We start from the raw sequence: 12577 nt of genomic DNA on the forward strand, positions 1-12577 counted from the left end.
CGGCCCGGCACCAAGCGCCGGGCCGCGGCGCTCCTTGCTTACAGCTTGCGGATGGCTGCGGCCATAGCTTCGAGTGCCTCCTGCACAATGGGCCGCGGTGTTCCCATGTTGAAGCGGACCCAGCCCTTGCCGGCCTGTCCGGTGGTCGCGCCGTCGTTCATGGCCACACGGGCTTCCTGCAGGAAGAACTGCTGTGGGCTCACGCCTTCGGGCAGGCGGGGGACCAGTGCGTTCGCATCGAAGAATGACAGGTACGTGCCCTGCGGTTTGATGTATCCGAGCTCAGGAAGTTCAGCCGCTGCGAAGTCGGCGACGAAGTCGCGGGTCTGTTCGAGGTAGCCAAGAGTGTCGGCCAACCATTCGCCGCCCTCGCGGTAGGCGGTGATGCCGGCAATGACACCCGGTGTTGCGGCTGTCGCCGAGAACTGCGTTCCGTGTTTCTTCCAGGCGGCAAGGTGTTCGTCGTTCGTGAAGATCAGCTGAGCGCACTTCAGGCCAGGGGTGTTGAACGACTTGGTGTGCGATGTCGCCGTCAGCGTGTGCCGTGCCGCAGCCTCTGAGGTCGAAGCGTAGGGAATGTGCTGGAAGCCGCTGTAGGTCAGCGGTGCGTGGATTTCATCCGAAAACACCAGAGCGCCGTTCTTTTCGACGATCTCGGTGATCTTTTCGAGTTCAGCCCGCGTGTACACGCGGCCGGTGGGGTTGTGTGGATTGCACAGCACCAGCACGCCGCCGGGCCCTCCGTCCGGACCGGCAGTGGACAGCGCCGCATCGATCGCTTCGAAGTCCATTTCCCAGTGCCGCCCGGCAAGCGGGGCGGGTAGGTCTTCCCGGTCTGCCGAGGTGGAAAGCAGCTCCGGGGAGGGTTCGTCGACGATCTTCTGCGGCACCTCGACATGGTCGCGGAAGAACGCGCCGGGGACGGTGAGGAACGGCATGTACGCCGGTGTGGGCACCACGATTTTGGCGCCGCGGGGCGCCAGAATGTCGAGGAAGCCTCCCATGCCCAGCAGAACATCGGACGCGGGGAACACGTTTTCAGCGGGGAATTCCCATCCGTAGCGCGAAGCGTAGAACTCGGAAGTGGCTTCGCCCAGGCCCTTCAGCAGTGCGGGCGGGGTGTAGCCGTACAGCTGGTTTTCGTCGATGACTTTGAGAGCTTCGCGGATGGCCGGCGCAATGCCGAAGTCCATTTCCGCAATCCATGCGCCGATCGCCCCGGGGTATTCCGCCCACTTTCGGCTGCCGCGCTCTTCGATCTGCTTGCGAGTGATGCTGTCATACGGGTGCATGAAGCCAGCCTAGCGGCGTTCACCCGCCTCAGCACTTGTTGAGCACTCGTTCCATGGCATCGCGTTCGGGTTTCGTGACCCACAGGGAGTACTTTTCCTTCACCCGGATCTGCAGGCCCACATAGGTGCACCGGTAGGACTTGTTCGGCGGCAGCCACGAGGCGGCGTCCTTATTGCCCTTGGCGGAGTTCGTGGCTCCGTCGACGGCAATGAGGTTGAGCGGATCGTTGGCGAACTCGATCCGCTGTTCTTGGGTCAGCTGCTGCGCACCCGTGATCCACGCGTTGTGCAGCGCAACAATATGGTCGATCTGCACTTTCTGGCTGGTGGTCGGGCCGCGTACGAAGTCGATCCGCTTGCCCGTGTAGGCATCCACGAGAGTGCCGGACATGACTTTGCAACGGCCATCGCGGGTGATGTTAACGAGGTCCCGGGCCAGAATGTCGTCGCGAGTGCGGCAGCCGTTGAAGTCGGTATCCGTCCAGGCCCTGCCGAACTTTTCGACCCGCCCGTACCCGGTGGCCGGGGCTTTGCCCTTGACCGGCAGCTTCTTCAGCGCGGCCAGTGACTTCTGGGCGCCGGGGTTTGCCGGCCCCACGTCCGAGGTGCCACCCGGCTTCTTCTGCGCCTGCGGCCTTTCCGGGGGTGGAGTGGGTGAGGGGCTTGGCCCTTCCGACGGAGCTTCGGCTGCCGTCGGAGTGGCGTTCGGGACAGGTGTTTCACCAGGTGAGGGTTCCGGCAACGGGGCACAGCCGCTCAGAACGAGCAGTGCGATCAGAACAGCCGGAACCCACCTGCGTGGTGAGCGCACAGACGCTCAGCCTTCGCGCTGGAAGAATTCTTGACGCTGCGAGCCCAGTCCGTCGCCTTCGAGTTCAACAACGTCACCGGCAGTAAGGAACGGGTGGGTTCCGGCCATGGCCACACCCGCGGGCGTGCCCGTTGACACGATGTCGCCGGGTTCAAGAGTCATGTACTGGGACAGCTTGTACACGATGGTTCCCACGTCGAAGATCATCTTCGAGGTGCTGCCGTCCTGGCGGACTTCGCCGTTGACCAGGGTGCGCAGACCGACATTGTTCGGGTCGATGGAATCAGCGGTCACAACCTTCGGGCCGACCGGTGTGGAGCTGGGCATGTTCTTGCCCAGACCCCACTGGGGTGTGAGGTTCTGGAAGGCGCGTTCCGAGACGTCGTTGACCAGGGTGAAGCCGGCAATCGCGGCAAGGCCCTCTTCCGCCGAAGCCAGTGCGTGGGCGCGCTTGCCCATGACGAAGCCGAATTCGACTTCCCAGTCGGTTTTCTCAGATCCCGGCAGGATGCCCACCGGGTCATTGGGGCCGACAATCGTGTTGGGGTGCTTGAGGAACGTGACCAGATTGGTGGGAATCGGCTGGCCCGCTTCTGCAGCGTGGTCGGTGTAGTTCAGCCCAATGCAGATGACAGCCTGCGGCGAGGCGATCGGTGCGCCGATCCGCTTGCCTTCGGCATCAAAAGGAGGAAGCTGGCCCAGTTCAACCAGCGATTGAAGCTTGGGCAGACCTTCCGCCCAGAAGCGCGGACCGAAGTCCCCGCCGAATTCGGTGACAGCAGAGCTCGCATCGAAGCAGCGCTCGCCGTCCACAACAACCGGGGTTTCCTGACCGGCCTGACCAATCCGCATAAGCTGCATCGGTTCCTCCTGTGTTTTCTTCAATCTAGACCAGGGCACTGACACGAGGGCTCTCGGGGAGCCGAGCTCCGCCTCGGCAGCCTTAAAGCAGCACCGCAAACGAGGTGAAAAGCACACCCGCCTGTTCGGCATGCACACAGAAAAACACGGCATAGTAGTGGGGACGCGTACAGAAGGATACTCATGCTCGACACTCTTGCCGCTGCCTCAGCGGGGGCGACCGACATCATTGCCGCCCCAGCGTTTCTCGATCCGCAGCGGATCATCGAATCAGCAGGCCCGTGGATGCTCGCGGTTGTCGCACTCATCGTTTTCATCGAATCCGGTGTGCTGTTTCCGTTCCTGCCCGGTGACTCGCTGCTGTTCGTGGCGGGCCTCATGTCGCCGGCAATGGGCGTTCCCCTGTGGCAGCTGATTCCCGTCATCTGGATTGCCGCCATCTGCGGTGACCAGGTGGGGTACTTCCTGGGCTACCGGTTCGGCCGCAGGCTGTTCAAGGACGATGCGCGCGTTCTGTCGACAGCCCACCTGCGCCAGGCGGAAGAGTTCTTCGTCAAGCACGGCGGGAAATCGCTGTTCCTGGCTCGCTTCGTGCCGATCGTGCGGACTTTCGTGCCGCTGGCCGCCGGCGTCGCGCACTACAAGTACCGCAAATTCATCTTGTGGAACGTGGCGGGCGGTCTCACGTGGGGCTTTGTCCTTCCCCTGGCCGGCTACTACCTGGGCACCTTCGACATCATTCGCGAACACGTGGACCTGTGGGTGCTCGTCATCATCGGTCTGTCGCTCATCCCCGTGGCCATCGAGGTCATCCGCGAACGCCGCGCCTATAAGAAGGAACAGGCTGCTCGTGAGGCCGCCGGTCCGGCTGAAGCTCAGGAAGCTGAAAGCGGAGAGCACGGGGCCTGATCAGCCCCTTCCCACTTTCTGAGCGCGGGAAAGGGCCGCCGTTTGCTGTGAATCTGTCGATAGGGTCGTGGCGGAAGCAGGCGTAGAGTAGCAACCCGGAGCGGGCTTAACGCCGTTTCAGAATCTATGCGCCCAGAGCGCGAAGGAGTGAAACGATGACTCAGAAGATCAGTGCGGCAATCGTCGGCTACGGCAACCTCGGCAAGAGCGTTGAAAAGCTCATCGCCAAGCAGCCGGACATGGAGCTCTACGGAATCTTCTCCCGCCGCGACTCACTTGAGACCGACGCTGCCGTCTACCCCGTGGCAGAAGCTGCCGAGCACAAAGACAAAGTCGACCTTCTGTTCCTGTGCCTGGGTTCGGCAACTGACATCCCAGAACAGGCCGCGTCATTTGCCGAGAACTTCACAACCGTCGACACCTACGACAACCACCACCTGATCCCTGCCCACCGCGAAAAGATGGACGCCGCGGCAAAGGCCGGCGGCAACGTCGCCATGATCTCCACCGGTTGGGACCCCGGCATGTTCTCGATCAACCGCACGATCGGCGAAGCTCTGTTCCCCAACGCCCAGCAGAACACCTTCTGGGGTCCGGGACTGTCGCAGGGCCACTCCGACGCCGTGCGTCGCGTGGAGGGTGTGAAGGCCGGCGTGCAGTACACGCTGCCGAAGGAAGAAGCCCTGCAGGCGGCTAAAGAAGGACGCGGCGAGGAAATCACCGGCGCGAACGCCCACCGCCGCCGCGTTGTCGCGGTTGCAGACGAGGCTGACCAGGAGCGCATCCGTCAGGAAATCGTGTCGATGCCCGACTACTTCGAGCCCTACGAAACGACCGTCGAGTTCGTCAGCCAGGAAGTCTTCGACCGCGAACACCAGGGCATGCCCCACGGCGGCCACGTCATCACCTCGGGCGATCTTGGCGGCACGCACAGCTCGGTCGAGTTCACCCTCGAACTTGAGCGCAACCCCGACTTCACCGCCGCCGCGCAGCTGGCCTACGGCCGTGCCGCGGTCCGCATGGCTCGCGAAGGCCGCACGGGTGCCGTCACGGTTCTCGAAGTGGCTCCGTACCTGCTGTCGACGGCAAGCCTTGACGAACTGGTGGCCCGCGACATCTGATAGTCGGTATGACTCGCATTGTTCTGGCCCGCCACGGGCAGGCTTCCGCGCACGCTGAGGACTACGACGTTCTGTCGCCTCTGGGCCGTCACCAGGCCCAACTGTTGGGCGACGGGCTCGCCGCTCTGAAGCTGCGGGAGCCCGTGGTGGCCACCGGCACTCTCAAGCGGCAGATCGACACGGCGTCGATCATCTTCGGCGACAAGCTCGAGGCTCTGCGCGACGAGCGCTTCAACGAATACGACCACCGCCGCGTGATGGCCGATTACACCCCGGACATGAAGCCGGGGCAGCCCGGTCGGCTGGACCGTGCGATGGCCCTGTGGATGGCCGATGCGCAGTCGGACTTCCCGCCGTTCCTGCGTCAGGTGATCGCCGCTTACCGCGAGTTCTGCAAGCGGCTGCCGGAAGGCCGTGACGGGTTGATCATCAGCTCCGGGGGTGTGTCCGCGGTGATTTCAGCTTGGCTCATGGCGGGCCGGCCGGAGGTCTTCGCAGGACACGCTCTCGAGGTGCCGTCGGCTGGATCTTCCACTGCCGGGATTCTGGACTTCGGTTTGGAAGGGCACGACTTCACCCAGGAAACGGGGCCCGCGGCGTTTCTTGACTTCGGTGCGGGCTTCCCGGCGGAAACGGCCGGCGGGCCTGCTGACGGGCCGAAGATGTCCGCTGCTGAAACGGCGGATGCCGCGCGTGCTGTTCGCGAAATCGAGCAGGTGGTGCTGTTCAACAGCGAGTTCGTCAACGCTTCGATGAGCCAGACCGACGGCCGCCGACTCATCACCTTCAACGAGCACGCGCACCTCGGCCCACCCGAAGAGGGCCGCATCACCCCGCACTGAACGCAGACTGCTGGCGAGGGCAGATTGTCCCGAGACTCCCTTTAGCCGGCTTCTGCGCCTTAGCAACAACTGCTGACGGGAGTTTCTCTTGCTAAGGGGAGTCTCTGTGCGGCTACAGCGTGGATTCGTGGCTAACGGGTGCGGGATCGGACCTCAGCGCTTGGGGCGAGGCGCGTCTCAGCTGCCGGGTGCAGTGCACCCAGCCACGACCGTGTTTGGAACAATGAACGCTATGACTGACCTTTCTTCACCCCGTCTGCGCGCACCCGAACTCGTGGGGCGCCGCTGGATCAACACCGGCGGCAAAGACCTTTCGCTGCAGGATCTGCGCGGCAAGATCGTTCTGCTGGACTTCTGGACGTTCTGCTGCATCAACTGCCTGCACGTTCTGGATGAACTGCGCGAAATCGAAGAGAAGTATCACGACGAGCTCGTGGTGATCGGCGTGCACTCGCCGAAGTTCGAATTCGAACGCACCGTCGAAGCCGTCGACCAGGCGGTTGAGCGCTACCAGGTGGAGCACATTGTGCTAGACGACCCCGACCTCGTGACATGGCAGGCCTACACCGCCCGGGCGTGGCCCACGCTGGCGCTCATCGACCCTGAGGGCTACCTCGTGGCGAAGATGTCCGGCGAAGGACACTCGAAGGGCATCACCAGCCTCATTGAAGACCTCGTCGAAGAGCACCGCGCCAAGGGCACACTGCGCTCCGGCAACGACCCCTACGTGGCGCCGGAACCGCGGGAAGGCGAACTGTTCTACCCGGGCAAACTCATCCGCCTGGAAACAGCGGGCCACGAAGGCAACATCCTCGTGGGCGATTCCGGCCACCACAGCCTCGTTGAATACGCCCCGGACGGTGTGACGAAGCTGCGCCGCTACGGCGCGAAAGAACGCGGCTTTGCCGATGGCCAAGCGCTCGTCACGGACACCTCGGCAGACGCCGAAGCCGCTCAGGCGCGCTTCTCTGAGCCCGGCGGCATGGCCGAACTCAGCCCGGAACTGGCTGAGAAGGTCGGCTACCACGTGGTCGTCGCAGACACCGTCAACCACGCACTGCGCGGCCTCAACCTGGACACCGGCGAAGTCACGACCGTCGCCGGCACCGGCGAACAGTACATGGTCGGCGCGGCTGACAACACCGTTGAGGGTCGCAGCACTGAACTGCGCTACGACGGCCCGGCCCGCGGCATCAAGCTCTCCAGCCCGTGGGACGTGCAGTTTGTTCCAGCAACCGGCGATGTCATCATCGCGATGGCCGGCAACCACACCATCTGGGCGTTCAACCCCGAAAAGAACACCGTCCGCCTGTTCTCAGGCACCATGAACGAAGGCCTGACTGACGGAGCGCCGGAAGAAGCCTGGTACGCCCAGACCTCCGGCCTTGCGCTCACAGCCGAAGGCCAGGTGCTTCTGGCAGATTCGGAAACCTCGGCCCTGCGCAGCCTCAACCCGGCAGACGGCACGGTCGAAACCTATGTGGGCACCGGCCTGTTCGACTTCGGCTTCCAGGACGGACCGTCAGCCGAAGCTCGTCTGCAGCACCCGCTGGGCGCGGCGGAACTGCCGGACGGCTCAATTGCGATTGCAGACACGTACAACGGCGCCGTCCGCCGCTACGACCGCACGCGCGACGAAGTTTCGACCCTCGCCCGCGACCTGCGCGAACCCTCAGACATCCTCGTGGTTACCCCGGAAGACGGCGATGCGTACCTGCTGGTCGCAGAATCCGCCAACCACGCTCTGACCGCCGTGGCGATCCCGGCCGAAGCCCTTGAGGTCAACGAAGGGCAGAAGCAGACCAAGCGTCCGCCCACGGAAATCGGCACGGGCACCCTCGATGTCGAAGTGCACTTCACCGTTCCCCAGGGTCAGAAGCTCGACGACCGCTGGGGTGACCCCACGTGGCTGCAGATCTCCTCGACCCCGCCGGAGCTCATCGCCGACGGCGCCGGGGGAGCGGAGGGCCAGACCCGCACGATCACCCTGGCCGAAGGCTTCACGGAGGGTGTTCTGCACGTGACGGCCCGCGCGGCATCCTGCGATGGCGAACCGGGCGGCGAAATCCCGCTGCACGCGGCCTGCCACCTGTACCAGCAGGACTGGGGCATTCCGCTGGTCATCCGTGAGGGCGGCCCCAACCGCCTGGACCTGGACCTTCGCGGGGTCTGACCCCACTCCCACGCACGAGGTGCCGCTTAGGCGAGTTTCCGAAACTCGCCTAAGCGGCACCTCGTCATTTCAGGGTTCGATCTGCTCGACCCGCACCTTGCCGTCCTCGGTGAGGATGATGCGGGCGGAGATGAGCTCCGTGACTTCTTCGCGGAAATCAGTTTCCGTGCCGGTGCGGGAATCCCGGTAGTTGCCGGAGATGATGAACGTTGCCTCAGCCGGGCGCATGCGCAGACCGCCGGCCTGTTGAGCCTTCTGGCTGTCACCGCCATCGCCGCTAGAGGGATCCCCGGAGCTTCCCAGCGAAGTCGACACCGTCATACTGGGGTCGCGCACAAGCTCGACGTCCGGAACTGACTTCAGCTCCCAGTGCACATCGCCCAGGATCGTGTTGTCTGTTTCGTAGCCGAAAACACAGCCGGTGGGCATGAGCACCTTCTGCTTAGTGCAGTCTTCCAGCTGCGCCCGCAGCTGTGCCTGGGCTTCTTCGCTCAGCGCCGGAGTGGGCTCAGCCTCGACCGTGACACTGTGCTCTTCACCGGGTTCAACCACGTCAACCGTCTTGTAGCCGGACTTCACGTACTTCTGGTTGAAGCCGACCCCGTACTGCAGGGGAAAGAGAACCGGAACGGCGTTCGTGCCGTTGGCCATGGGCTGACTGTTGATGTTTGCGGCTTGCGCCTGCGGTCCTTGAACTGACAGCGTGGGCCAGTCCTCAACGCGGATTCTCCACTGGCTGAACAGTCCCCACGTGCGCGGAATCCGTTCGAGCGTGAAAACCGTCGAATGTGGTTTCGACCCCAGGACGTAGTCCGCCCGCACCCGGGCCGTGGTGTCACCGGACTCTTCAACGTCCGTTTTGATCTGCGTGGGCACACCCTGCGCACCGCCGATCACCTCGTCAGTCATGCCGTCCGTGTTCTGCAGGTCCGGCCCCAGAACAAGTCCGCGTGCCGTCGCTCCGTTGCCGTCAGCTAAAGCATTTAGGTAGCGGCTGACGGTGGTCGCCGGCGAATAGCGGGTCAGATTGAAAACCGGCACACTCACAACCGCCAGAAGCAGAAAGACAGCAGAAGCGCTCAACCACTTGCGCATGTCATTCCTTAGCGCCCATGACAGCGGTCGGTGAAGCATCCTCTACGGGATAGGCGCGCATCTGCGCGGTGTCCACTTCGACCCACAGGCGGGTGCCCGGCCGTACGGCAGCGCTCTGCTGGGCAATGTCCGCACCCAAGTCCGGATGGAGGACACCCCACGGAAGTTCAGAGTTGTCAGCTGCTTCGGCACTGAAGTCGAACAGATCAGCCTGCAGCGCCAGCCCCACCTCGGTATCGGATGGCGAAAGCGTGACCTGCACTTTTGAGTCTTTGTCGTGCAGGCCGACAACGAGGGCTTCGAAAACAGCCTCACCGTCGAAAATCGGTGAGAATTCGTCAAAGGACAGGCGGACCGCACCGGTGGGAATCGTGACGAACACCTTGCCGTCCAATTCAGTTTTGGCGCGCACCTGCGAATGCCCAATTGAAAGCCAACCGCGCCTGGCCAAACCGGAGAATACGTTGACCCCGGCCAGGTCTGCGGCCAGGTTGGAGCGCGGAGTGCGCAGCTGCTGGCCGAAATCACCGGCGTCAGCAACCTGATCGAGTTCAAGAACGACTGTTCGGCCGCCGATGATTCCCGCATCGACGGCCGAGTCGAGCGCAAAAACAGCCCCCAGTTCGAAGTGATCCAGTGCGTCCAGCAGTCTTCCTCGTATACCTGCTCGGGCACGTGCGGGGATCCCGTCAAACGGCCGGTTCAATGCCAGCCAGGGGGTGTTCTGCGTGAGTGCGGCTGCGATAGTGACCGCTAAGCGCAGTCGGGCGCGAGCCGCGGGGTCGAGTTCCTCAGCCCGCCGCCCGTCGACGGTGATGCCGAAGAAACGAGCGGCCAAGCGCACATGCTCAAGCCCCGGCCGGACAGCCGCACGGCTGCCGGTCAGGGCGCGAAGCTGGTGCTTGGCGTAGCGAATGAGGGTGTCTGACGCTGTGGCTTCCCCCGCCAGAGCGCAGACCTCAGTTTTGGCGCAGACGGCCCGAAGGGCAGTCTCGACGTCCTCGCTTTGCCCCATGATGACGAGGCGTTCCGAGGTGCCGATCGGGCCGTCTGTCAGCGGTGTTCCCGAGAACACGACATCGCTGAGGTCAAGTTCAGTCATGTACTCAAGATACCGGTGGTGTCAGATGCCGCTGACCTTGCGCCGGGTGACGACGATCGAAGCCGCACCAACCACAACGAGTCCAGCACCGAGTGCAAGACCGGTGAGGTCGCCGCCGGTGCGCGGCAGCTGCGAGCCGGGAGAGCTGGTGCTCTCCTGCGACTGTGCGTAGTGGTCGTCCGGAGTGGTGTTGGGAAGTTCGCGGCGCTGCTCGGCACCCGAGGTGTCTTCCTGCTCCTGTTTGGACGTCATGGTCTGTTCAGACTCGTCAGCCTGTGCGGCTTCGTCAGTCTTGGCGTCGGCTGTGTCGCTGTCTTCAGCCTTGTCGCCAGCTTCGTTTTCAGCCTTGTCGCCGGCGTCGTCAGCCTGGTCAGCGTCTTCTGCCTTATCGCCATCGTCAGTCGTGTCTTCGGCCTTATCGCCTTCGTCAGTCGTGGCGTTGGTGTCGCTCTCAGCCTGGCCGTCTTCTTCTGCCTTCTGGTCTGCGTCGCCTTCAGCACCCGGCTTTGCAGCTTCCGGTGCTTCAGGCTGCGCGTTCATACCCTTAGCCTCAGGTTCAGATGCCGGGCTGGGGTCCTCCACCGTTGTGGACGGTTTGTCTTCCGGAGTGGTCGGCGTCTGCGTTTCAGGCTTCGGTTCTGGCTTCGGCTCCGGTGCAGCCTTGAAGACCGTGAACGAGGCAGCAGCAACCTGGACGTTCTCTTCAATATCGACGTTGGACGTCTTGTCCTTGTCGAGCTTCCGGACTTCATTCCAGTCGAGCTTCTCGTTCGACTCGGCTGCGGTGGACTCAGTCTTCTTGTCAGACGAATCCGTGGCGGCGTCGTCCTTCTTGTCAGCTTCGGTGGTCGGCGACGGGGTTGCCGTTGCGGTCACCGTGGTTTCGCTCGACGGAGTGCTGGACGGAGTGATCGAACCCGCGCCGGCGGTCGGTGCCTCAGACGGCTTGGCGGTTTCCTTGTCGGCCTCGTCAGCCTTGTCGCTCACTACTGCCTTTGCGCCTTCAACCGTCACCTTGTAGGTGCCGGTCACAGCGGTGCCCTTGTCGTAGATCCACACCGAGGCGGTGCCTGCCGAGTCGGTCTTGGCCGGAAGTTCAAACGGCTTGGCAGTGCCGGGCTGTTGCACCTTGAAGATGTATTCAGCGCCGGGCAGACCGTTCTTGAGGGTCAGGGTCACGCCCTTGCCCTGCTTAGCGAACTCTTCCGACTTCTTCTGCGCAGCTTCCTTCTGCTGCTTCGAAGCCTTTTCGCCAACCTCGACCTGGGCGACCTCGTCCTTGCTCAGGGTGAAGTCGGTGTCCTCAACGCGGTTCTTGCTGAACGACAGGGTCGAGGTGGGCAGCTGATCCTCAGTGACCTTCGGCTTATCAGCTTCATCGGACTTGTTGTCAGCGTCGTCCTGCTTTTCGTCGGACTTGTCTTCTGCTGCCTTGTCGTCGGCCTCGTCCTTCTTGTCGCCTGCCTTGTCTTCGGGCTTGGCAGTTTCGGTGGCGGACGGGCTGTCGCTGGGTTCCGGCGATGCGGAAGTCGAGGGGGTCTCCGACGGGGTCGAGGTTTCGCTCGGCTGAGCCGACGGGCTGGCGCTCGCGTCTGCGCTCTTGTCCTCTGTCGGGGTCGATGCGGAATCAGCGGATTCCGATGCGCCTTCCGGCTTAGCAGAACCTTCCGGCTTTGCCTGCTGTTCGTCTTCTGCCGGCTTTTCGGCAGTGTCGTCGGCTTTGTCGCCGACGTTGAACTTCGCCAGTTCGGTGGCTTCGTTCGTCTTGAGGTCCGTCAGGAACAGACGGTAGCTGCCCTCGGGGACCTTCGAGCCTTTGTCGGTCGAGAAGAAGTAGGAGCCCTTGACCTCACCGGCCTGCGAAACGGCCAGCTTGGTGTCCGGGGTGTAGGAAATTCCGTCGGTGCCGATGACGGTGACAGTTGCCTTGTCTCCGGGGGTGAAGCCTGTTCCGGTGAACTTCAGACCCTGCTTGCTGTCGGCAATCTGCTCGGCGGCAATGGAGTCCTGTGCGAGCGAAACGCTGACTTCGCCTTCTTCAGAGTCAGATGATGACGTAGTGGAGTTCTGGCCGGAAGCTGTATCCGGGGCCTGATCCCCGGGAGCGGCAAAAGCGGGAACGGCTGCAAAGCCTGTAACCGCGGCCACTGCGGGGGCAAGAACAAGACTGGGAAGAGTCTTCACAGTTAGCCTTTCGGTTGTGTTGCAAACACACCCAACAAAGGCGACGACACCTACCCACCCAACGAGGTTGAAAGGGGAAGGCACCATCGGTGCGGGGTGTAGGTCAGTTTCCAACTGTAAACGATTTCTGGCCAGATGTTAAGAAAGCCCTCAGCGTTAGTGGTGTATGAGGACTGGCCGGGCGTTG

At 63.1% G+C, this 12577-nt stretch carries 10 protein-coding genes; 4 read left to right on the plus strand and 6 right to left on the minus strand.

Annotated elements, in window-relative coordinates; all coding sequences use genetic code 11:
* Positions 1-38: 38 nt before the first annotated feature.
* From HMPREF3087_RS09185 to HMPREF3087_RS09195, 3 genes are read right to left on the minus strand one after another with little or no spacing between them, the layout of a single operon-like run.
* Positions 39-1292 (minus strand): MalY/PatB family protein, encoded by a 1254-nt coding sequence (locus HMPREF3087_RS09185; RefSeq protein ID WP_070428914.1) that lies wholly within the window; start codon positions 1290-1292, stop codon positions 39-41.
* A 28-nt stretch (positions 1293-1320) separates the two neighbouring features.
* Positions 1321-2103: an HNH endonuclease family protein gene (locus HMPREF3087_RS09190; protein WP_070428915.1), complete on the minus strand. Its 783-nt coding sequence runs from the start codon at positions 2101-2103 to the stop codon at positions 1321-1323.
* Positions 2104-2109: 6 nt separating this feature from the next.
* On the minus strand, positions 2110-2964 hold the full coding sequence (locus tag HMPREF3087_RS09195) for a fumarylacetoacetate hydrolase family protein (protein ID WP_070428916.1): 855 nt from the start codon (positions 2962-2964) through the stop codon (positions 2110-2112).
* A gap of 183 nt (positions 2965-3147) precedes the next feature.
* Between HMPREF3087_RS09195 and HMPREF3087_RS09200 the strand changes: the two genes are divergently transcribed.
* The 4 genes from HMPREF3087_RS09200 to HMPREF3087_RS09215 all read left to right on the plus strand — a co-directional run bounded on the left by HMPREF3087_RS09200 (position 3148) and on the right by HMPREF3087_RS09215 (position 8009).
* A complete protein-coding gene (locus HMPREF3087_RS09200; protein WP_070428917.1) occupies positions 3148-3873 on the plus strand; it encodes a DedA family protein in 726 nt (241 codons plus the stop codon).
* Positions 3874-4028: 155 nt separating this feature from the next.
* Entirely contained in the window at positions 4029-4994 is a 966-nt protein-coding gene (locus tag HMPREF3087_RS09205; RefSeq protein ID WP_019174045.1) for a diaminopimelate dehydrogenase, read from the plus strand.
* Positions 4995-5002: 8 nt separating this feature from the next.
* Positions 5003-5836 carry a histidine phosphatase family protein gene (locus tag HMPREF3087_RS09210; RefSeq protein ID WP_070428918.1) on the plus strand — a complete coding sequence of 278 codons (834 nt, stop codon included), beginning with the start codon at positions 5003-5005 and terminating at the stop codon, positions 5834-5836.
* Positions 5837-6068: 232 nt separating this feature from the next.
* Positions 6069-8009 (plus strand): NHL domain-containing thioredoxin family protein, encoded by a 1941-nt coding sequence (locus tag HMPREF3087_RS09215; protein ID WP_070428919.1) that lies wholly within the window; start codon positions 6069-6071, stop codon positions 8007-8009.
* A gap of 69 nt (positions 8010-8078) precedes the next feature.
* Here HMPREF3087_RS09215 and HMPREF3087_RS09220 read toward each other — a convergent pair whose 3' ends face one another.
* From HMPREF3087_RS09220 to HMPREF3087_RS09230, 3 genes are read right to left on the minus strand one after another with little or no spacing between them, the layout of a single operon-like run.
* A complete protein-coding gene (locus tag HMPREF3087_RS09220) occupies positions 8079-9104 on the minus strand; it encodes a hypothetical protein (protein WP_070428920.1) in 1026 nt (341 codons plus the stop codon).
* A gap of 1 nt (position 9105) precedes the next feature.
* Entirely contained in the window at positions 9106-10206 is a 1101-nt protein-coding gene (locus tag HMPREF3087_RS09225) for a hypothetical protein (protein WP_070428921.1), read from the minus strand.
* Positions 10207-10227: 21 nt separating this feature from the next.
* Complete coding sequence (locus tag HMPREF3087_RS09230; RefSeq protein WP_070428922.1) at positions 10228-12390, minus strand: LPXTG cell wall anchor domain-containing protein; 2163 nt, start codon at positions 12388-12390, stop codon at positions 10228-10230.
* Between the last annotated feature and the right edge of the window lie 187 nt (positions 12391-12577).

The organism is Brevibacterium sp. HMSC22B09, assembly GCF_001806795.1.
In the GTDB taxonomy this organism is placed as follows: Bacteria; Actinomycetota; Actinomycetes; order Actinomycetales; family Brevibacteriaceae; genus Brevibacterium; species Brevibacterium ravenspurgense.